Annotated in this window: 17 protein-coding genes; 7 read left to right on the plus strand and 10 right to left on the minus strand. The window is 72.5% G+C overall.

Annotated elements, in window-relative coordinates:
- Positions 1–269: 269 nt before the first annotated feature.
- Positions 270–2834, plus strand: a complete 2565-nt coding sequence (locus tag SXIN_RS01755; protein WP_095756473.1) for a copper resistance CopC/CopD family protein — start codon at positions 270–272, stop codon at positions 2832–2834.
- 25 nt (positions 2835–2859) lie between these two features.
- On the opposite strand, the gene SXIN_RS01760 is transcribed toward SXIN_RS01755, so the two are convergent.
- Positions 2860–4512: a HAMP domain-containing sensor histidine kinase gene (locus SXIN_RS01760; protein WP_238153641.1), complete on the minus strand. Its 1653-nt coding sequence runs from the start codon at positions 4510–4512 to the stop codon at positions 2860–2862.
- Entirely contained in the window at positions 4502–5200 is a 699-nt protein-coding gene (locus tag SXIN_RS01765) for a response regulator transcription factor (protein WP_019708198.1), read from the minus strand. Before SXIN_RS01765 ends, SXIN_RS01760 begins: the two co-directional genes overlap by 11 nt.
- Before the next feature lie 195 nt (positions 5201–5395).
- Between SXIN_RS01765 and SXIN_RS01770 the strand changes: the two genes are divergently transcribed.
- Positions 5396–6127 carry a ferritin-like domain-containing protein gene (locus tag SXIN_RS01770; protein ID WP_019708197.1) on the plus strand — a complete coding sequence of 244 codons (732 nt, stop codon included), beginning with the start codon at positions 5396–5398 and terminating at the stop codon, positions 6125–6127.
- Between the two features lie 116 nt (positions 6128–6243).
- On the opposite strand, the gene SXIN_RS31125 is transcribed toward SXIN_RS01770, so the two are convergent.
- Positions 6244–6618: a peptidase inhibitor family I36 protein gene (locus SXIN_RS31125; RefSeq protein ID WP_157916233.1), complete on the minus strand. Its 375-nt coding sequence runs from the start codon at positions 6616–6618 to the stop codon at positions 6244–6246.
- Positions 6619–7572: 954 nt separating this feature from the next.
- On the opposite strand from SXIN_RS31125, the gene SXIN_RS01780 reads away from it, so the two are divergent.
- The 3 genes from SXIN_RS01780 to SXIN_RS01790 all read left to right on the plus strand — a co-directional run bounded on the left by SXIN_RS01780 (position 7573) and on the right by SXIN_RS01790 (position 11038).
- Positions 7573–8982 carry an NsdA family TPR-like regulatory protein gene (locus SXIN_RS01780; RefSeq protein ID WP_238153642.1) on the plus strand — a complete coding sequence of 470 codons (1410 nt, stop codon included), beginning with the start codon at positions 7573–7575 and terminating at the stop codon, positions 8980–8982.
- A gap of 88 nt (positions 8983–9070) precedes the next feature.
- The gene (locus SXIN_RS01785) at positions 9071–10057 is read left to right on the plus strand and encodes an NsdA family TPR-like regulatory protein (RefSeq protein WP_019708194.1); all 987 of its coding nucleotides are present in this window, start codon (positions 9071–9073) and stop codon (positions 10055–10057) included.
- A 9-nt stretch (positions 10058–10066) separates the two neighbouring features.
- Positions 10067–11038, plus strand: coding sequence for an alpha/beta fold hydrolase (locus SXIN_RS01790; RefSeq protein ID WP_095756475.1), 972 nt, complete (start codon positions 10067–10069; stop codon positions 11036–11038).
- Positions 11039–11687: 649 nt separating this feature from the next.
- Here SXIN_RS01790 and SXIN_RS01795 read toward each other — a convergent pair.
- Positions 11688–13763 carry a stealth family protein gene (locus tag SXIN_RS01795; protein ID WP_019708192.1) on the minus strand — a complete coding sequence of 692 codons (2076 nt, stop codon included), beginning with the start codon at positions 13761–13763 and terminating at the stop codon, positions 11688–11690.
- Positions 13764–14321: 558 nt separating this feature from the next.
- Entirely contained in the window at positions 14322–15239 is a 918-nt protein-coding gene (locus tag SXIN_RS01800; RefSeq protein WP_019708191.1) for an aminoglycoside phosphotransferase family protein, read from the minus strand.
- 292 nt (positions 15240–15531) lie between these two features.
- Between SXIN_RS01800 and SXIN_RS01805 the strand changes: the two genes are divergently transcribed.
- Positions 15532–16440, plus strand: a complete 909-nt coding sequence (locus SXIN_RS01805) for an aminoglycoside phosphotransferase family protein (RefSeq protein WP_019708190.1) — start codon at positions 15532–15534, stop codon at positions 16438–16440.
- A 36-nt stretch (positions 16441–16476) separates the two neighbouring features.
- Here the strand turns inward: SXIN_RS01805 and SXIN_RS01810 are convergent, their stop codons facing one another.
- The 5 genes from SXIN_RS01810 to SXIN_RS01830 all read right to left on the minus strand — a co-directional run bounded on the left by SXIN_RS01810 (position 16477) and on the right by SXIN_RS01830 (position 20455).
- A complete protein-coding gene (locus SXIN_RS01810) occupies positions 16477–16809 on the minus strand; it encodes a barstar family protein (protein ID WP_095756476.1) in 333 nt (110 codons plus the stop codon).
- A 216-nt stretch (positions 16810–17025) separates the two neighbouring features.
- Positions 17026–18237, minus strand: coding sequence for an MFS transporter (locus SXIN_RS01815; protein WP_019708188.1), 1212 nt, complete (start codon positions 18235–18237; stop codon positions 17026–17028).
- Between the two features lie 200 nt (positions 18238–18437).
- Complete coding sequence (locus SXIN_RS01820) at positions 18438–19076, minus strand: hypothetical protein (protein ID WP_019708187.1); 639 nt, start codon at positions 19074–19076, stop codon at positions 18438–18440.
- Between the two features lie 213 nt (positions 19077–19289).
- Positions 19290–19616, minus strand: a complete 327-nt coding sequence (locus tag SXIN_RS01825; RefSeq protein WP_019708186.1) for a DUF397 domain-containing protein — start codon at positions 19614–19616, stop codon at positions 19290–19292.
- The gene (locus tag SXIN_RS01830; protein ID WP_039820861.1) at positions 19613–20455 is read right to left on the minus strand and encodes a helix-turn-helix domain-containing protein; all 843 of its coding nucleotides are present in this window, start codon (positions 20453–20455) and stop codon (positions 19613–19615) included. The genes SXIN_RS01825 and SXIN_RS01830 overlap by 4 nt, the downstream gene beginning before the upstream one ends.
- A gap of 349 nt (positions 20456–20804) precedes the next feature.
- Here SXIN_RS01830 and SXIN_RS01835 point away from each other — a divergent pair, with 349 nt between their 5' ends.
- Positions 20805–21386 carry a GNAT family N-acetyltransferase gene (locus SXIN_RS01835; protein ID WP_019708184.1) on the plus strand — a complete coding sequence of 194 codons (582 nt, stop codon included), beginning with the start codon at positions 20805–20807 and terminating at the stop codon, positions 21384–21386.
- The last annotated feature ends 203 nt before the right edge of the window (positions 21387–21589 follow it).

The raw sequence follows: 21589 nt of genomic DNA on the forward strand, positions 1-21589 counted from the left end.
CCGGGGGATGTGCGCCGAGAGGGATACGGGGGCGGAGCGGCGTCCGTTCACCCCGCCGGGCAGCACATGGCATTCTCGCTGAGCATCCGCCGTCCCCGCCACGTACTCGCTACCGGACCCGGGACTCCGGTCCCGGAATCCCGCCGCTGCGGCGCGGGGCGCGGGGCCGGAAGGCCGGGCGGCGACCGGATGTGCGAAGAGACGGAGAGAACGGCGTGAGCGGAGACCTCGGCGGGCGGCGGCGTCGGGCACACGGCGGTGCGCCCCCGGTGACACCAACCGTCCCTGCCCGTAAGGCCGTAGGGGGCGGTGCCGCCCGGACGGCGGCACGAACCGGCATCGTCCCCCCGCCCCCCGCGGCCGCCCCGGCCCTCTCGCGCTCCCGCGCCCGGCGGGCGTCCGCGCTGCTGGTCCTGGTCGGCACGGTGCTGGCGGCGCTGCTCGGCGGCGCCGGTTCCGCGTCCGCCCACGCCGCCCTCCGGTCCGCCGATCCGGCCGAGGACACGGTGCTCCAGTCGGCTCCGCGCCACGTCACCCTCACCTTCACGGAGAAGGTGAGCATGACCAACCGCACGATCCGCGTCATCTCCCCCTCCAACACCCAGGTGGCGGAGGGGGATCCGCGGCACACCGGCGGCGACGGCACCACGGTCCGGATCGGCCTCCGCGACGGTCTCCCCGACGGCACGTACACCGTGGCCTGGCATGTGGTCTCCGCCGACAGCCACCCGGCCTCCGGCGCGTTCACCTTCTCCATCGGCGAACCGTCCGGGACGGCCGCCGTCGTCCCCGCCGACACGGCGGGGAACGACACGACGGAACGGCTCTACGGCGTCGCCCGCTACGCGGCGTACGGCGGACTGGCGCTGCTCGTCGGCGGCTGCGCCTTCGCTCTGCTGTGCCTGCCGCACGGCCCGGTGCCGCGCCCGCTGCGCCGCCTGGTGGCCGCCGGCTGGTCGGTTCTGGCGCTCTCCACCGTCGCGCTGCTCCTGCTCCGCGGCCCCTACGAGAACGGTGACGGCCCGCTGCGGGCCCTCGACCTGTCGGCGCTGCCCGCGACCTTCGGCAGCCGCCCGGGTGCCGCGCTGCTGTTCCGGCTGCTGCTGCTCGCGGTGGCCGGCGCCTGCCTGGCGCTGCCCGCCGCCGGTTTCCGCGGGTTGACGGCGAAGACCGCGCGGACCCCGGGCCGCACCGCTGCCGGGCCGGACACGGCGCCGGACGGCGCGGCCGGCGGAGAGGGAGACGGCTCGCCGGACAGCGGCGGCGAGGGCGGTGCCGCGGAGGCCCGGACCGGTGCCGCGGACCGGGCCGGAAACGCCGGGGCGGCCGACGGAGCCGAAGCCGGTACGGCGGAGGCCGGTGCCGCGGACGGCGGGGATGACGCGGCGGACGGGGCCGGGCAGGGCACAGCGGCTCCGGCAGCGGCCCGCGCCGCCACCGGGAGCCCACAGGACCCGGCCGGCGGACCCGGCGGGCCGCACACCGCCGACGGGGCGCCGCACGGCCGGCGGCCGCCCGCTCCCGTCCTCATCGCGGCGGCCCTGCTGACGGTGGGGCTGGCGGCGACCTGGGTGACGGTCGAGCACGCCTCGGTCGGCCCGCAGGCCCCGTTCGCCATCACGGTGGCCGGTCTGCACCTGGTGGCGATGACCGTGTGGGTGGGCGGTCTCGCCGCCCTCTCCGTCACCGTGCTGCGCCGCGGCGGCCCCTCGGACGGGGCCGGGGACGGGAGCCGGGGCGGGGAGGGGAACGGGTACGCGAGGGCCGCCGGGCGTTTCTCCACCCTCGCGTTCGTCTCGGTGACCGTCCTGGTGCTGACCGGCCTGGTGCAGTCCTGGCGCCAGGTCGGGGCCTGGGATCTGCTGCTGACCACCTTCTTCGGGAAGCTGCTGCTCACGAAGGCGGTCATCGTGCTGCTCCTGCTGGTCGTGGCGGGCGTCTCGCGCCGGCTGACGGCGGGGCTGCGCGGACCGGGCCCGTCGGAGACCGCCGCCGTGGCGATGGCCACCCCGGAGCCGGAGCGGGAACTGGTGGCCGTGGGCGCCGGGGCCGGCGGGGCGGCCCCCTCCCCGCCGGCCGGCCACGCCCGGGGAGACGACGGCCCCGGGGACACCGGACCGCGAGCCACCGCCCCGGCGGACGACGGCCCGGCGGACACCGGCCCGGCAGGCGAGCGCACGGGAGAGGAGACCACGGCGGCCGGGGTCACGGCGCCGGACCGCACCGCGGGCCCCGTCTCCCGGGGCCGCCCCTCCGGTGCCGTCCCCCTGTCACCCCGCGGCGGTGGTTCCGTCCGGGAGGGCCTGCGCCGTTCCGTGATCGCCGAACTCGCCATCGGGGCCGTGATCCTGGCCGTCACGGCGGTGCTGACCGGCACCCAGCCCGCCCGTGCGGTCCTCGACGCCAGCGAGGAGATCGCCGCCCGGGGCGCGGCCGTCGCCGTGGTGGACGTGCCGCTGGACACCGGCGCGGAGGCCGGGGACGCCGCCGCGCCGGGTGTGGAGACCGTCGCGAACGTCACCGTCGATCCGGCCCGGGTCGGCACCAACCGGGTGCAGGTGCTGGTTCTCGCGGACGGCGGCCTCGTCGGCGTTCCGGAGGTGCGTGTCTCCTTCACCCTCGAGGAGAAGGGCATCGGCCCGCTGGACGCGCGTCTGGAGGACGCCGGCGGCTACTGGATCAACGACGATCTGCGGCTGCCGCTGCCCGGGAAGTGGACCATGGCCGTCACCGTGCGCACCTCCGAGTTCGACCAGGTCACCAAGACGGTCGGCGTGGAGGTCCGCCCGGTCCCGGGGTCGGCACCGGAGAAGAGCGGGACCGGCACCGGCTGAGCCCCGTGCGGAGACGCGGGGCGGCTCAGTTCCGTGCCGTCCCGGGCGGGGCCGCCGGGAGCCGGACCGTGATGACCGTGCCGCCCTCCGGGCCCGAGGACGCCTCCACGGTGCCGCCGTGTGCCGTGACCAGCTCCTTCACCACGGCCAGGCCGATCCCGCTGCCGCCGACGTCGCGCGCGGCGCTCCCCCGCCACAACCGGTCGAAGACATGGGGCAGTTCGGCGGCCGGGATGCCCGGCCCGTCGTCGGCGACCTCGATCACCACCGCGCCGTCCCCGGCTCCCTTCCGGGGCTCGGCCCGCGCGGTGACGGTCACCGTGTCGCCGGGGCGGCAGTAGCGGGCGGTGTTGCTGAGCAGGTTGCCCAGCGCCTGGTGGAGCCGGTCGCCGTCGGCGTGGACGGGGAGCGGCCCGGCGGCCGGGCGGGTCCGCACGGTGAGGCCGGCGGCGCGCAGTTCGGGCTCCCGGTCGCGGACGGCGCCGCGCACCAGTTCGGTGAGGTCGAGGGTGGTCCGGCGCAGGGAGAGCCGGGCGGATTCGGCGGCGGAGAGTTCGGCGAGGTCGCCGACGATGCGACCGAGGCGCAGGGTCTGGTCGTGGAGGGCGGCCAGCCGTTCGGGCGCCGGCTCGGCGTAGCCGTCGCGGAGTTCCTCCAGGCCGGCCTGGAGGGCGGCGAGCGGGGTGCGGAGCTCGTGGGCGACGTCCGCGGCCAGCCGGCGCCGGGCCCGCTCGGCGCGGGTGACGTCGTCGGCCATGGTGTCGAACGCGCGGGAGAGTTCGCCGAGTTCGCCGGGTGCGTCCACCCGGGAGCGGGCGGTGCGGTCACCGGCGGCGATGGCGCGGGCGGTGTGCGCGACGCGTACGACCGGGCCGGTGAGCCGACGGGTGACGTACCAGCTGACGGCCAGGGCGAGGGCGAGGGCGGCGAGCGCGGCGGCGGCGATCCAGCCCCATGCGATGTCGCGGCCCTCCGTCCCGCTCGCGGCGGGGAAGCCCAGGTGGACGGAGCCGACGGTGCGGCCGTCCGCCCGGATGTCGGCGGTGACGGCCCGGCCGGAGGAGGTGCCGGGCCCCTGCCCGGCACTCGGGTCCGGCGTGGCGCTCGGTCCCTGCCCGGCGCCCGGGTCCGGCGCGGCGCTCCCCTCCGCACCGGTCGCCGGGTCCGCGCTGTCCGGCGTGTCCCCGGTCCCGTCCCGGTTCGCGCCGTGCATCTGCCCCCGGCCCTGGCCGGTCCCCGGGCCGCCCCCGTGCCCGCCCGGGGACAGCAGCATGTGGCCGTCGGCGTCCCGTACGGTCAGCACCGCCTCGGCGCCGAGGGCGATGGTGCGGGCGGGGCCCAGATCGGCGCCCTCCCAGCCGCCGGCGCGGCGGTAGGCGTCGGCCGCGGCGGCGGCCACCCGGTCGGCGACCCGCTGCCGGTCGGCCTGGCGCGCGGTGCCGATCCCGCGCTCGGTGCCGACGAGGGCGGCGGCCGTGAGCAGGGCGATCGAGGCCAGCGCGACGACGGCGAAGGCCGCGAACAGCCGTCGCCCGAGCGGTCCGGCACCCCGGCCGGTGTCCTTCCCGGACGGGGCCGCGCCGCCGGCTCCGGTCCCGGACGGCCCCGACCCGGACAGCCCGGCCCCGGAAACGGGAGCCGGCCGCGGCTCCGGCTCCGGTTCCGCGTCAGGTGTCACGTCTCAGCCCCAGCCGGTATCCGACACCCATGACCGTCTCGACGACCTGCGTCCCCGCGGGCCCGAGCTTGTGCCGCAGGTTCTTCACATGCGAGTCGATGGTGCGCTCGTACCCGGAGAACTCGTAGCCGCGCACCCGGTTGACCAGTTCGTACCGCGAGTACACCCGGCCGGGCACGGAGGCCAGGGCGGTGAGCAGCCCCCATTCGGTGGGGGTCAGCTCCACCTTGGTGCCGTCCATCTGCGCCTCGTGCCGGTCCTCGTCGATCAGCAGGCGCCCGTGTCCGTAGGAGGTCGCGGACGAGTCGGACCAGCCGCTCTCGTGCCGGGCGCGGCTGAGCACGGCCTGCACCCGCAGCACGACCTCGGTGGGGCTGAAGGGCTTGGTGACGTAGTCGTCGGCGCCCAGCCGGAGCCCGCGGATGCGGTCCTCCACCGCGTCGCGCGCGGTGAGCACGACCACCGGTGTCCCGCCCCGCTCCCTGGCCTCGCGCAGCACGTCGCTGCCGTCCACGTCCGGGAGCCCGAGGTCCAGCACGGCGATGTCGACGCCCCGGTCGCCGAGGAGGCGGATCGCCTCGGCGCCCGAACCGGTCGACACGACCGCGTACCCGGCGCGCTCCATGTAGCGGCGCAGCAACTCACGGATCTCCTTCTCGTCCTCGACGACGAGCACAGTGGTGGCCATGAGCCCACGTATACGTGGAGCCCCACCGGGCTGCCAGGGCCGAATGACCCTCCCTCCCCCGGTTGGCGGCCCGTTCCGCGGCGCCCGCCTCCATGCCGTCTCCACACCGCCGCCACACCGTCTGCCGCGCCCGGGACGACGGTGGGATCAACGGGACGGAAGGGTTCCGCCCCCGGGAGTCCGAGGAGGAGCGCCATGAAGCGCAGCGTCAAGCTCGCCACCGCCGTCGCCGGTGCCGTCGTGATCGGTGGCACCCTGGCCGCCGGGCCGGTGATCGCCGCGGCGAACGACGGACCGGGCGCGTCCGGCGGGACCACCTCGCAGAGCGCGCAGCCGGGCCCGCAGCAGCGTGGCGGCCCGCAGCAGGGCGGCCCGGGCATGGGCCGGGGCCACGGGATGGGCCAGGGCATGGAGAACGGGCAGGGCCAGGGCATGGGGACGCGGGACGGATCGTGCCTCGCGACCGGTTCCGTCACCGCGGAGCAGGGCACCCTGACCGAAGCGCAGAAGAAGACCCTCGCCTGGGCGGCCGAGGAGGAGAAGCTCGCGCACGACCTCTACACCGCCTTCGGCGACAAGTACGACATCCGGGTGTTCGACCGGATCGCCCAGTCCGAGACGAACCACCTCGAAGCCGTCCGGACGCTGCTCGACCGCTACGACGTGGCCGACCCGACGACGGGCAAGGCGGCGGGCGAGTTCACCGACAAGACGGTCCAGGCGACCTACGACCGCCTGCTCGCCCAGGGCGAGAAGAACGATGACGGCGCCCTCAAGGCGGGCGTCACGGTGGAGACCGAGGACATCGAGGCCCTCACCAAGGCGATCGCCGCGATCGACGACGCCCCCGACGCCAAGCAGGTCTACGAGAACCTGCTGGCCGGCTCGGAACGCCACCTGGCGGCCTTCAACCGCTGGCTCGGCTGACCGGGAACGGCCCGGCCCGCGGACCGGGGAAGGAAACGGAAACAGAGGGCCGGGGCACTCGCCCCGGCCCTCACACCCGCCGTCCGGCCCGGCCCGGCTCCTTCAGATCCCCGTCGTCACTTCCACGTACGGACGAGGACATTGGCTGCGGACCGGCCCGGGGACAGGGTCACCACATGAGCCCTGCAGTTGACGTCCCCGTAGAAGGACCAGGTCTGGTTGTCCCGGTTGACGACGGACCGGGCCTGGTGGCCGGGAACCCAGCCGCAGGTGTGGAAGCGGGGATTCTTGTAGACCCGCATGATGCCCCGGAAGTACGGCCGGCTCCAGAAGCAGACATACCCGGAGGGGCAGTTCTGCTCGGCGCGGGCCTGACGGGAGGACTCCCGGGCCTCGGTGGTCCCGGCCTGGGCGGTACCCGTGAGGGTGCCGAGCACCGCGACCGCCGCGAGCACCACGGAGATCCTCGCGGTCCGACGACGTTTCGCCATGGATGTTCCCCTTTCTCGGTCGGGGTGCCGCACCGCCGCGGATGGACGGAGGAACGAGGAGCGTCCGGCCATGGGCTGCCACCGCGCTGCCGGCGAATCCCCCGAGGACATGTGTGCTGTGCTGTGCCGTGCATGACCGGGCCAGTCCATCATCGGGCGCTTCAGTATCGAAAAGCCCTGAACGGCACCGAATCCCCACCTTCGGGGGAATGCGGAGCACACAGCGCGAACACGGTCATTCCCCGGCGCGCCGACGGCCGTCGCCCCGCCGCACGGGTGCCCTCCGCCGACGCGGCTCTCCCGGTGGTCGACGCACGGCCGATCACCCATGAGGCACTGGGCGAACGGAGCCATGCACCCGTGAGCGATCCGCTCGACCACTTCGTCCTCGACCTCCCCTTCCGCCATCAACACGCGATTGCGCTGACACTTCAAGATCCCGGCCGCATCAGGGGCGAGCAGTCACCTGGAACGGAGGCCGGCACCCGACCGGCGGCGCACAGCGCCGCGTACCCGAATCCGGTGGACGCGCCGTCGGCGGCCCGCAACGTGCCGCTTGCCCTGCGAACGGTTTGCATTGCTGGGGAGAAGCATGAGCAGCACGGTGAGGAGGGCCAGAACGTTGGCCAACGACTGGGGCAGGAAGTACATCTCCCGCGTAACGGGAAGGTAGGCACACAACAGAGTGGCGAGCCACCGGGCCGAATGAGCTAACCTCCTCGCAAGACGAGTGAATTGCCACCTCCTTCCTCCCTTCACACTATTGCGTGAACTGTGGTTTCCCTTCATTCGAGTACTCCCTTTCCGTAGCCTCCGGTCAGCAGATCAGAGCCGGGAAGGCCGGGGCAGGGCTCGCGGGGGGGCTCACAAATCGCGGAGGAGGCTGCACCGCCAACTCCACGTGCGTAAGCTGGAGTTCAGACCGAGGTCGGCCCCAGGAGAAGGGTGGCGGACGTGACGGACGTGACGGACGTGACGAAAGCGAGTATTCCCAGGCCCCGGGAGAACGTCCGGCTGGAGAGCCTGATCGCCGCGTCGGGGATCAGTCACAAGAGGCTGGCCCACCGTCTGAACGAGATCTGCCTGTCACAAGGGGTGGCCGTCAACTACACGCATACTTCGGTCGCGAATTGGTGCCGTCGAGGCGTACGGCCCCGATGGCCCGCCCCACGGCACATATGCGCCGTACTCTCCGAAGCACTGGGCAGGCCGGTCGGCCTGGAAGAAATCGGTATGGAGTGGTCGGGCAGGCTCGACCAGGATTCCGGTCTCGGCTTCCCCAGGAACCAGCAGGATGCGCTCGCCGAGGCCTCGTCGTATTGGAGCAGCTTGAACCGTCGGGACTTTCTCACCACTTCGCCGTTCATCTCCTCGGTGTTCTCGGAGCCGGTGACACGTTGGCTGGTCAGCCCGACCGAGCCGTTGGCCTCGTCTTCCGGGCGGCTCAGCGTAGGGCGAGCGCACATCGGCGAACTGCGCGCGGCGGCCGAATCAGCGCGATGGTGGGACTCCCGGTACGGAGGCGCGGCCTGGAAGTCCCAATCGCTTACCGCCTACCTGTACGAGCGGGTTGTCCCCATGCTCAACGGGCGGTACACCGAACGTGACGGTCGTGAACTGTTCTCGGTGACCGGAGAAATGGCCCGGCTCGCGGGATGGACGGCGTTCGACGCGGGCCGGCACCAGGTGGCGCAGCGCCACTACATCCAGGCGCTGCGCCTGGCCAAAGCGGGAAGCGACATCCACCTGGGTTCATACATCCTCAGTACCATGGCCATGCAGGCCTTGATGCGGGAATACACCTCGGAAGCCATCGACATGGCGCAAGGGGCTTTCGAGCGCGTTCCCTCCGCGGACCCGAGGGTGCTGGGATTCGCCAAACTGATCGAGGCGAGGGCTCATGCCAGGGAGGGGAACGCCCGCATGGCCTCCAACTGTCTGTCCATGGCTGAACGGCTTCAGGAACGCGGTTCGGGTGAGGGTACCGGTGAGCGCCCTTGGATCGATTTCTTCAGCAGGCAGCGGATCATCACCGACGCTGCCGAGATCTTCCGCGATCTCGGCCGTCCCCGGTCCACCTTCGCCTGGCACAAGCTGGGAAAGATGCCTGGCGACGACTACGCGCGCTCCCGTGGAATCCGCCTGTCCGTGCTGGCCACCGCCTACGCACAGTCGGGAGAACTCGACCACAGCCTCCGAATGGGCCAGGAATCCCTCCGCTTGTTCACACGGCTGCAGAGCGTGCGCGGACTCGACTACCTGAAGATCTACGCCACCTCGCTCAAGCCATGGCGGGGTGAGAAGGCGGTCGTCACCTATCTCGGCGAGGTACGCGAACTGGGCAGGTTCTTGGCGGCCGCCTGACCCACCGACGGAGATTCGACAGGAGGCCGGCATGGTGGAACGTCGGGCACTGCTTTCCGGAGCAAGCGGAGCTGGTGGCTCCCTTGCCATGTCAAAGCTGGTCGGCACGCCCGCCACCCGCTCACGGCGCCGTGCGGGCCACAGCGAGGTGGCCGCCCTGCGGCAGGCCGCGGAGGCCATTCGTCACGGCGACTCCCGTCACGGAGGCGGAAGCGCTCAGGCACGTTGGGCCGTACGTCTCCTCGACGAACGGGCGCTGCCACTGTTCAGTACCCGGCTCACCCCTCGAACGGAACGCGAACTGTGCCGCGTCAGCGCCGAGCTGGCCCGGCTCGCGGGCTGGGCCGCACTGGACATCGGCCGGCACGGCACCGCCTTCTACCACTTCGAGCGCGCCCTGGGCTGGTCCCGCCAAGCGGACGACAACAACCTGAGCTGCTACATACTCGCGACGATGGCGCTGCTGGCCACCCTTCGCAACTCCCCTGCCACTGCCCTCGACATGGCTCAGGGCTCGGTCCAGGCGGGCGGAGTGGGTGGAACCCGCGTGAGTCCCCGAGTCCTTTCCTTCACCCGGCTGGTCGAGGCCCGCGCACACGCCCGGGCCGGCGACGCCCGCGCCGCATCCACCGCTCTGGCAGTCTCCGAGCACCTACTGGAACAGGCACCACATCAAGGCAACGTACCGGGATGGATCGGCTTTCTCACCCATCCCCGGCTGGCATCGGACGCCGCTGAGATCTACCGTGACCTCGGCAACGCCCGCGCGTGCCTGGCATGGAACGAGCAGGCTACGGCCATGGCTCCCACCGAATTCACCCGTTCGGTGGGAATGCGGCTGGCGGTCGTAGCCACCGCCCACCTCCAGCGCGCCGAAGTGGACGAGAGCTTGGCCCTGGGCCATCGCTCGGTCGACATCCTCAGGAACGTCGAGTCCAGGCGCGCACGCGGCTATGTCAAGGACCTGGCCGTAGCCCTCGGGCCGTACAGCAACACGCGGCCGGTCCGTGCTTTCCTCGCCAGGGTCCGTGGAGACCTCGGCCTTGCGCCGTCGTGGGGTGTGAGGTTCCCCTAGTCTCCCCCTATGAGTCGACCCACCAGCCTCAGCCTGCCTCCCCGAGCCCGGGTCCGGCGGCTGGAAACGAGCCGAGGCTCCTTCGCCGCCCTGGAGTGCACTCCGCCAGACGAGGTGCCCCTCACAGGTGCCGTGTTGATGGTGCCCGGCTTCATTGGCAGCAAGGAGGACTTCCTCCCGCTGCTCGAACCGTTAAGTGCGGCAGGCATCCGTACGGTGGCCGTCGACGGACGCGGCCAGCACGAGACGCCGGGCCCAGAGGACGAGGCGGCCTATGCCCAAGACGAACTGGCGGCAGACGTCAGGGCATTGAGCGCGGCCATCGTGGAGGACGGCTCCTCCGCCGTTCCCCTCCACCTCCTCGGCCATTCCCTGGGCGGGGTCATCGCACGTGCAGCCGTACTGTCCACTGCCTCTCCGCACCCCTGGTCATCACTTACGCTCATGAGTTCAGGCCCGGCCGCGATCCAGCCGGAGCAGCAGAAGCGAGTCCAACTCCTCACCCAATGGCTACCGGTGCTCGGCAAGGAGCAGCTGTGGCACGAGATGCAGAAGCTGGAGGAGAGAGAAGCACCCAGTGCCGAATTGGCGGAATTCCTCCACCGCCGCTGGGTCAACACCGTCCCACAGCAGCTCGTGGTGACAGGCCGCCAACTCACAGAAGAGCCGGACCGGGTCAACGAACTCGCTGCGGCTTCGCTGCCGGTGCTGGTCGTGTGTGGCCAGGAGGATTATGCCTGGCCTGTCTCTTGGCAGCGCGATATGGCGGCTCGACTCGGGGCGGTCAGCGCTGTCATCGAGAACAGTGCCCACTCGCCCAATGCGGAGAACCCTGCGGAGACGGCACGGGTGCTGATCTCCTTCTGGGGGTCGCTCACGGGGTCCACTCACGTGGAAGCCCGGCATCCGACAGCCCCACCGCACGCGCGGGGTCTGCCAATCGAACAGCTCTGTCCCGTTGTGGGTGGCAACGAAAGGTGACGGTCGTCGTTGGCACCGCGTACGCGAGATCAACGAATTTGTGGGGGTGGTGTCCTCGGGGTTGTCGGCCCTCGTCGCGATGGTGTGAAGGGTGCGGGCGAGGCCATCCGGGTGCCGACGCAGCCCCGGGAGGATCCGGTCGAACACCCCGGCGCCGAAATACGTCTGCCTCGACGGCTCCGGCTCCTACGGCGAGACGATCCGCCATGCCCTCCGGGAGCGACGCAGGTCAGGGGCAGGCGGCGCCTGTGGAGCAACCTGTGCGGACAAGTCATGGCCGAAGTCCGCTCCCACGCCGCCTGCTGGGCCACCGATGTGAACCCGCCCGACTCGGAGGCGTCCATGAGCAGACCACCCGCGAGCGCCGGCAGCGCGTCTGATCCACAGGCGGACAGACGTGTACCCAGCGGACGGGGGGACCGCTGGGTACACGGGCCGCCGGGGAGCTGTCCGCTTCTCGCGGGCCCTGATTGCACGGTGCGCGAACTCCGCTCCGCTTCTCCGTGCCTGGCGCTCTCCTCGGTGCCACCCACAGGACATCACGTCACCGCGCCCGCCGACAGGGCCGACCGGCCCTCCAGGAGAACCCGGTCGGGACTTCCCCGGACCGCCTGCGGGCTCGGTACCGGCTGGTGCCGCGACGGCCTCGTCACGCCGCGCGGCCGTGTGCCGTACCGTCCGCCACGGGGCCGGCCGCCTGCCGGTGCGCGAGGCCGTCCGCGGAGCCGTCCACGGAGCCGTCCACGGTCCCGGCCCCGGCCTCGCGCCCCGTCCCGGCCCTGCCGGACACGGCCCCGCGCTCATACGGACCCGGAACGGGGAAGTACGCCTCCAGGAACGGGGTGAGCAGCGCCCGCTGCGCCTCCACGTCCTCCTCGCCGGAGACGGTGTCGTTGAGGCAGAAGACGGTCCGGTCCCGCCGGGCCAGCAGACGGTCCAGCCGCACGCCCACCACCGGGTCGGAGATGTCGAGGTAGGCGTAGCGGAGCTGCCCCGGCACGGCCCGGGCGGTGAGGAACGCGTAGTAGTGGTGGAGGGAGGAGACGATCGACAGGTCGTCGAGGCTGCGGAAGCGGCGGCTCGCGGTGGCGCGGTGCTGTTCCGGGAAGCGTTCCTCGATCTCGTACAGGACGGAGCGCCGCAGCGCGTGCGGGGTGTGCTTCATCTTGTGGCCGATGACCGTGGACGACATCTCCTCGATGAGTGCCCGGTTGTTCTTGCCCGCCGCGGAGACGGGCACGTCACGCTCGCTGGGGGCGCCGGGCGGGATCAGGGCCGGGGAGGGGAAGAACTGGGTGAGTCCGTTGGCGTGGAAGAAGTCCTGCGGGCGGGTGGGGCGGCCGAGGAAGACGTCGTCGTTGAAGTAGAGGAAGTGTTCCGACAGGCCCTCGATGTGGTGCAACTGGCTTTCGATGGCGTGGGAGTTGAAGGTGGGCAGCAGCCCGGGGTCGCTGAAGATCTCCGTGTGGTCGACGATGCGCAGCCCGGGCACCTCGGTGTCCAGCCACGACGGCACCTGGCGGTCCGTGACGAGGTGGATGGTCCGCAGCCACGGGGCGTAGAGGTGCAGGGAACGCAGCGAGTAGCGGAGTTCGTCGTGGCTGGCGTAACGGGCGGCGTTGGCCGCCTCCTCGTGGTAGGCGTGCCCGGCGGTCTCCGCGCGGCGGGCGAGCCAGTCGGGGTCGTGGCCGTCGACCCAGGTGTAGACGGCGTCCACGGGGAAGCGGACGTCCTCGGGGGCCGGCCGGGCGAACTCCTTGCGGGTGCGCACCGGCGGCAGCGGCCGGGCCGGTGGGGCGAGTGCGGTGAAGAGGGTTTCGGAGACCTTGACGGGGTCGTCCGTGCGGGGCACCACTTCGGCGGTCCGGTTGTGGCGCGGCGCGGTCAGGGTGTCCCCGGTCTCCTCGCCGGCGGCCCAGAACTCCACGTCGCAGCCGTACTTGGGCCCAAGGAGGAGGCGGCCCTCCGGGTCGCCGTGGTACCAGGTCAGCCGGATGACGTCGGCCTCCGCGACCGCGCGCCAGGTGGCGGCGCGGAAGCCGGGGACGGTCCGCCGCAGCCGCTCCCCCGCCTCCACGGCGTTGACGTAGCCGGGGGCGTCGGCGCAGGCCCGCGCCAGGGCGCGGTGGGCGCGTGCGCGGTCGGCGGCCGCGACGGCGACGACCGCGGAGGTGTCGCGGCGGCCCCGCACGCTGAAGTGGTCCACCCCGGCCGCGTCGAGGGCCTCGCGGACCCGGGCGGCGTTCGCGTTGCGGGCCCCCAGGGGGGTCGGGTCGGGCGTCACCAGGACGGCTCTCGGTGCGCCGCCGGCCATGCGCAGCGCCCGGTCCGGCCCGCGGAACAGGTCGGGGTGGCGTCGGACGGCATGGGCGGCGCGGAGCCGGCCGAGGGCGTCCCCGGGGGACGGCACCGTGGTGAACCACCGCTTGGCACGGGCCCGGGCGGCGGGGGACGTACGGGCCACGACGGCCCGTCTGAGGCGTACGGGGACGGAGCGGCGGTAGAACCGGACGGGCCAGGAGACCTCGGGATTGCGGTGGCCGGCCCGGGTGGTCGCGGCCGGTGCGTCCGGGGTGTCCAGTGCTTCCCGCGCATCGGCCGCGCCGGGTGCTTCGGAGGTGCCGGGGGCGTCCTGCGTCCGCGGCTCGTCGTCCTCCGTGCCCGGCGAGGAGGAGGCGCCCTCCCGGCGCGTCGCGTCCGGCGGTGTCGTATCGATGTCGTGCACGGCAACCAACTCCCCTGACAGAGGCCGGAGTCCGGCCCTGGCGGTCGGCCCCCGGCCCGCTCGAACGGCTCTCCGCGGAAAGCCGTTCACGGCAACGTCCTGCTGCGGGTGCCCTCCCGCCGGGCCTCCGATGCCCCCGGGGAAAGGACGAACGGCCGCCCGTCGGCTGGGGAATGGCGGTACACGGCCGACGGGGGCGGCAGGGTCCGCGGCCGGACCGGACCCCTCGGACAGACTCGGCTTCGGCCGGAACGGCCGGTGCCGGGCGGAGCACCGGGCTTCGGGCACCCGGAGCACGAACCGGTGGAACACGTGTACCCAGCGGACGGGGTACCGCTGGGTACACGGGCCTCCGAGGGGCTGTCCGCTTCTCGCGGGCCCTGATTGCGCGGTGCGCGGCTCGGTGTCCGCTGCTCCGCGTCTGCTGCTCTCCTCGGTGCCACACCAAGAACATCACGTATCGCCGCCGGTCAACAGGGCCGACCGGTCCCGCCTCCGGGCCCACCGGCCCGCAACCCCGGGTCCCGTAGCCTGCGCTGCGCGCTGTTGTCTGCGGCCTCAGCGGACCGTCGCGGTGAGGCGTCGCAGTGCGGCCTGGGCCGGTGGCCCCCAGGTGGGCTTGCCGCCGGGGTCTCCCTGGATGCCCGCTTCTCCGACGAGGATGCCGCTGAGGGCCTGCAGTACCGCCCACCCGCGGGCGCGACGCAGGGTCGCGGCGTCCGGGGCCGGCTGGTAGGCGGCGTGGAAGCGGTCGGCCGCGCCGTCCGGCAGGAGCAGCCAGGGGGCGGCGAGATCGCAGGCCGGGTCGCCCGCGCAGAGGTCGCCGAAGTCGACCACGCCGCTGAAGGTGCCGTCCAGGGTGAGGACGTTGGCCGGGTGCAGATCGCCGTGGAGCCACAGGGGCGGGCCCGCCCAGCCGGGCGCGGCGACGGCGTCGTCCCAGACCGCGCGGACGGCGTCCGGGTCGGTGACGAGCCCCCGTTCGGTGGCGGAGGCGAGCTGCCGGGCGAACTGCTCGGCACGGTCCGCCAGCGGCTTCCCGCGGCCGTAACCGCCCACGGGAGCGTTGCCGGGGGCCGGCTGGTGAAGAGCCGTCAGAAATCCGGCGAGGGCATCGGCCGCCTCCGCGGCCCGTGTGACGGGGGCGCGGTCGCCGGACACGCCCGGCACCCAGGTGGTGACGATCCAGGGGCGCGGGAACCGCCCGGAGGGCTCGCCGAGACGCTGGGGAACGGGGACGGGCAGCGGGAGGCGCGGGGCGAGAACGGGCAGCCATTCGTACTCCTTGCGCAGCAGCGCGTCGGCGGACCGCGTCGCCCAGGGAAGCCGGACGGCGAGGTCGGCACCGAGCCGCCACAGCTGGTTGTCCCAGCCCCGCGCGCCGAGACGCACGGGACGATCGGCCAGGTCGGGATGCTGATCACGCAGCAGGTCGCGGACCAGCTCGGCGGTGATCTCGATCTTGGTGTCCGTCATGGGAGGCAACGGTAGCCGGGGCCGTCCGCCTCCTCTTACCCCCGGTCCGGAGGCCGGCCTCTCCCCCGGTCCGGAGGCCGTGGCCGTCAGTCCCCGCGGTGGCTTCCCTTCGTGCGGGCACTGCAATCGCCGGTGTGGTGGGGCGCGAAGGGAGCACCGTTCCGGCAGCACGGAAGCCGTCGGCGGGCAGACGGGGAACCCGGCCGGGACGGCGGAGACCTTCCCCGGGACTCGCTGCGGCGGGCCAAAAGCGTTTGACGCCCGCGGGCGTCCGGCGGTGGGATGCCCCTCCATGAGCACAGGGCAGCAGACGCGTCCCGGCACGCACCCCGTCGACGACGACCTCGTACGGCGCCTGATCGCAGGGCAGTTCCCGCAGTGGGCCGGCCTCGCGGTGCAGCGGGTTCCGTCCGGCGGCACGGTCAACGCCATGTTCCGGCTGGGCGACGGCATGGTCGTACGCCTGCCGCTGACGGAGGGCGGGGCCGCCGACATATCGCTGGAGCAGGAGTGGCTGCCCCGTCTCGCACCCCAACTGCCCACGGCCGTCCCCGAGGTGCTCGGCGCCGGGCGGCCCGCCGAGGGCTATCCGTGGCCGTGGTCGGTGTACCGGTGGCTGGAGGGGGAGATCCCCGAGCCGGAAGCGCTCGGCGACCCCGAGCGGCTCGCCGGGGACCTGGCCGGGTTCGTGGCGGCGATGCGGAGCATTCCCGTGCCACCCGGAGTTCCGCGGGCACACCGGGGCGGGCCGGTCGCCTCCCTGGATACGGAGACCCGGGCGGCGATCGGGCAACTGCGCGGGATCCCGCAGGAGGGCGTCGACTGCGGCGCCGTGACCGCCGTGTGGGAGGACGCGCTCCGGGCCCCGGAAGGGGACGGCCCGCCGGTGTGGCTGCACGCCGATCTCATGCCGGGCAACCTGCTCGTGGACGGCGGCGGCAGGCTCACCGCGGTCATCGACTTCGGGTGCACGGGGACGGGCGATCCGGCCTGCGATCTCTTCCCGGCGTGGAATCTTCTGCCGTCCGGGGCACGGGAGGTCTTCCGCGAGACGCTCGGCGTGGACGACGCGTCCTGGCGCCGCGGCCGGGGGCGGACGCTCTCCCAGGCGCTGATCGCCCTGCCGTACTACCGCGAGACCAACCCGGCCATGGCGCGCAACGCCCGGCATGTGATCCGGGCTGTGCTGGAAGCCCAGTGAAACGCCGCCTCCCACGCAGTAGTAGGTGAGCAGCGGTTATCTGCCGATGTACACGCAGAGATCCGTGGGCCGTCCCACGGTCGGCTTCTCCTCCGAGAGGGATTCCGCGACGTCCGTCACCACGTCCACGGCCGTGCGGAATTCCTCCGGGCTCGCCTCGGCGAACGAGGCCGCGTCCGGCCAGAGGAGGACGACCCGATCTCGCTCCAGCACGTGGATTCCCTCCCACAGCGAATCAGCGAGGGCATCCCAACTGCGCCACCCCGCAAGCGGCGGGTCGAGGGGAAGCGTTCTCCGGACGGCGTCGAAGAACGCCTTGATCCCTGATCGCCCTTCCGTGGAAATCCGGAAGAGGAGCAGTCCTCGGATGCGGCGGCCCGTACGACCTCGTGGGCTTCCTCCGGCCCTATGACCGTCACCCCGGGTGTCGGCTTCATTTCCCCTGCCCCCTCATCGCATGCTCCCCGGCATCGGCGGACCGCTGCCCCGTGGAGGGTCCGGTCCGACTGCAGGAGCAGCAGGTGGACCACTCCACGACTCCCCCTGGCACCGGAGCCCGTCACCGGGCCCCGGCCATCCCGCCTCTCAGGAACGCTTCTCACTCTCCACGGCTTCGGGAGGGGTCTCCAGAGTCCTGCGGAACAGCGCTCCCGTGCCCAGCAGGACGGCGATCCAGCAGGCGCTGAGCGCGAATGCCTGCCGGTGCCCCAGGCTCTCCGTGACGGCTCCGCCCGCCGCGTTGCCCAGTGCGCCGCCCACCAGCCAGGCGCTCACCAGCAGGGTGTACGACTTGGTCAGCGCGGACCGGGAAGCCAGCGTGTCCAGCAGCGCGGAGGACGCGATGGCGGACGGGCCGCCGCACACGCCCACCAGGAAGAGAGCGGGGAACAGCAGTGCGAGGCTGCTCGCGGCCCATGCCGCCAGGCCGGCCGTCACCGCCGAACCCGCCAGGGCGGCCAGCAGCAGCCGTGCCGCTGACCAGCGCCACCGGCGGGCGCCGAAGGCCAGCCCCGCGACGATCTCTCCGGCCGAGACCGTCGCGATCAGCACCCCGCTGTCCGCGGCGGTGCCCAGGGCGAGGGCGGCGGCCGGCACGGCGACGAGGACGATGCCGGCCGAGAGTCCCGATCCGGCGGCGAGCAGCAGCAGGACGGCCAGACCACGGTTTCCGCGAACTCCGCCGGCCCGGGCGGCGGTTCGGGCCGGGCTCCAGTCCCGGGAGGCTCGTGTCGTGGAGAAGAGCAAGGCCGCCCCGCCGGACAGCAGACCGCCCGTCACCACGGCCGCGCCCGGTCCCGCCAGGACCAGCAGCAGCGACGTGACCAGCGGCCCGGTCAGCAGCGCGAGCTGGAACAGCACCGCCAGCAGCGCGTACCCCGCCGTGCGGGCCTCGCCCCCCCGGACCGATTCGGCCAGCAGCACTCTCATGCTGCCGGTGGTCGCCGGAACGCAGGTCCCCATCCCGGCACCGGCCGCGACAGCGAACCCCTGCCAGGGCACAGCGGGCGCGGCGGCGACCAGCAGGACGCCCCAGGCCGCGCAGGCGGTGCCCACGAGCGCGAGGATCCTCGCCTGGCCGTACCGGTCGATGAGCCGCCCCTGCACCGCCATCCCGGCGGCGTTCCCCAGGCCGAACGCCGCCGCGGCCAGGCCACCGGCGGCGAGCGAGCCGGTCAGCCGGTGCACGTACAGCAGCAGGGCCAGGCCCAGCATGCCGATGGGAAGGGCGCCGAGCACCGTGGCCAGCAGCGGGACGCGAAGACCGGAAGTCCTGAGGACGACGAGATAGCCCTGCATGGGGCATGCCTTTCCAGGCAGCCCACCCACCCGGGAGCCGAACTCCCAACGGCCCGCCGTCACGGAGAACGGCGGCTGACACACCCAGACCCTACGGCCGTCGCGGGGACGCCTTCAAGACCCGGCGCCCCCGGGCACCGCCGCGACCCACCGCCCGGATGACCGTGCGACACCCTCGGCCCCTGCAGGGGTCCCGGGCCTCACCAGTACGGAGGATCAAAGGGTGCGCTGCCGTTCTGGCGGTAGTAGGCACGTACCAGGGAGATGCGGGCGACTCGCCGGCCTTCCGCCACCGCGCGCTCCGCGGCCTCCCGTCCGGCGAACGTCCGCCGCTCCCGCTCGTACTGCTCGGCGCCCTCGAAACGGGGCGCGGCGTCCAGGAGGCGCAGCTCACCCCGGTCCTGGACCAGGGTGACGACGAGACGGTCGCGGGTCCGGGGATCGCGGTACTCGTACCGTTCGGAGGTGGAGCTGTAGTCGGGGGCGAACGGCACCCGCGAGCCGGTCCACCGGTCACCGCCGAGCGCCGTTCCCCATTCCTCCCCGACCGTTCGCAGGTCGCCGTCGAAGACGACATACCGTTCCAGCCGCCACTGGCAACTCAGCGGGCCGGCCGGTTCGCCCTCAAAGGGAACGTGACGGAGGCAGCGGTCCGTGGCCGTAGTACCGAACTGCCGCGGCGCTCCGGGCAGGACACCGACGGCCCTCTCCAGGCGGCGTTCGCCCTCCGCCTCCGCCGTGCGGCTCGCCGCATCAGTCCGGGACAGGGAAGCCATCGAGTTCGCCATCCGCTCGTAGCCGTACCATCCCGCCGTGGCCAGGGCCGCCCCCACGGCCATGGCCGCTCCCGCACGGACCCTCCGGCGCCTCACCTGCGGTCTTACTGTGCTTGCCATACCTGGATCTTCGCGTACCCGTGTCACCGGACAGCAACGGCGCTGTCCCAGGGAGCTATCCGCAGGCTGTTCCGTGGACGATCTCGCCCAGCGGTGATCCGGGCACGCCTGTGCCCTGCACCCATCCAAGGATGCAGGGCACAGGTATGGCGAGTGTCAGACGTCCGCGCGGGACGCGAAGCCGACGAAGGAAGCCCAGGCACCCGGGCCAACCGCGAGGCCGGGCCGGGCTATGTTTTTGGAGTCCCGGACGTGGATAGCGCTGGGGGACCCCGCGACCTCAACGCACTGTCCGCCCTCATCACTGCTGTGGCTCGACTTGCGCCAGGTCATGGCAACCTCAACGCATTCACCGCCCTCACCACTGCTGTAACTGGACTTGCGCCAGGTCATGGCAACCTCGACGCACTCGCCGCCCTCTTCGCTGCTGTAACTGCTCTTGAACCAAGCCAAGGTAGTCGCCCCAGATCCCGCAGTGATCATGTCTCCCCTAGCAACTTTTCGATGAAGGCCATCGACTCTCGTGGGGTGAGGGCCTGAGCTCGCAGGATGCCGTAACACTCCTCGGTCTCGCGGACCGCACGGCGGTCTACGAGGAGTCGACTCTCCTTCAGCACCTCCACGTAAGCGATCCTCCGGCCTTCTCTCGTTTCGAGCAAGGTGAATGGACCGGCCAAGGCCGCATGCTCATGACGATCTGTCGGCATTACTTGCAGTACGACGTTCCTGTGCCGAGCTCTCAGCAGAGCCTGCTCCAGTTGCCCCCGCATCACCACGAGCCCGCCGATCGGACGACGCAGCACCGTCTCCTCCACGACAAAACTGATCGTCGGCATCGGCCTACGGGAGAAGATCTCTTGGCGCGCCAACCGGGCAGTCACACGCTGCTCGATGATCCCGTCGTCCAGCAGCGGGCGGCGCATCGCGAACACGGCACGTGCGTACTCCTCCGTCTGCAACAGTCCTGGCATGGCCTGGTTGGCATACACGTGCAGCGCTACGGCCCCTGCCTCCAACTTCACAGCCCCGCGGAAGAACGCCGGAAACTGTGCCTTCTCCACCTCCTCCTTCATCTCCTGCAGGACCCCGCCCGCGTCCAGCAGTTCATCGGCCCTGTCGATGAAGCGGAGCGGCGGGACCCGCCGACCCTGTTCGAAGGACGCGATGGTCGACGCCGAGTATCCCGTCGCGGCGCCGAAGTCCGGCCGCTCGATGCCCGCCCGTACCCGGAACCGCTTCAGCTGGCGTCCGAACACGCACAGCGTCCCCGTGCCCTGCTCGCAGACCAACTCCGTACCCTCATCCGGCTCTTGCTCGCTCATGCCGTTCACCTCCACAGCCGCCAACGCACCCCCGTACGCCCGGACACGCCTCACGGTGCGTACACCTGCGGGCGGGCGCGGACACATTCCGCGTGTAGGCGCCCACCGCGCCGCCACCGTAGAAACGAATTAACCGGCATGTCCTATGAACAGCGGAAATTCCCACCCGTGGGTGACCACACGCGCCGGAGGCCTCCCCGGGCTTCAAAGGAGAGCTGTGACAGCAGGCCCGGCATCTCGGTCCGCTCCGGCCAAGGCGCAGCTCATGCGGCCCTTAACCAGTTGGCGGCACCCATGACCAGGGCTCTAGCGTGGGGCCGACCGTCACCGCCACCGCCCGGGAGTCCGCGTGTCCACCGTCACCACGTCGATGTTCACCTTCCCCCTCGGGGACGACGCCGCCCTCATCCCCCGTACGCCCGCGATCACCGCCGCGTATCACGAGGTGTTCACGGCGAACTTCGAGCGGATCACCCGCTGGAACCCGAGCGCCGAAGGGCGGCCCACGCCGGAGGACACCCGGCGGAATCTCGCCGAGGCGGGGCGGGCCTGGGTGGACGGAACGCGCCTGCCGCTGGCCGTCGGGGTGAAGGCGGAGGGCGGCTGGCGGCTGGTCGGCGCGGTGGGCCTGGAGATCAACGGCATCGCCGGGACGGGCGAGGCGGGTTACTGGCTCGACGCCTCCGCCGAAGGGCGCGGCCTGGCCACCCGGGCCATGTCGGCCCTGCTCGACGAGGCGTTCGGACCGGTCGGACTGCACCGGGTGGAGCTGCGCATCGATCCCACCAACGAGCCCAGCCGGAGGATGGCCCGGCGCCTGGGCTTCACGCAGGAAGGCGTACTCCGTGAAGCCCTGGCCTTCCCCGAGGGGCGGCACGACGAGCTGATCTACGGCCTGCTGGCGGAGGAGTGGCGCACGGCACGCGGCTGACGCGGGCCGCCGACCGGGTCTTTCCGTCCCTGCGGACCGGGCGGCCGAGCGAAGCCGGGGTCGGCGGCCGGCCGCCCCGCCGCCCTCACCGGGTCGGCGGTCGGCAAAGAGGCACCGGTGAAGACTGCGTGATCCGGGCAGTGGACCGTCCCGGCCCCCTTGAGAGGATGCCTCCCGCCGCACTACACGCCTACGACACAAGG

Origin of the sequence: Streptomyces xinghaiensis S187, assembly GCF_000220705.2 — a bacterium.
In the GTDB taxonomy this organism is placed as follows: domain Bacteria; phylum Actinomycetota; class Actinomycetes; order Streptomycetales; family Streptomycetaceae; genus Streptomyces; species Streptomyces xinghaiensis.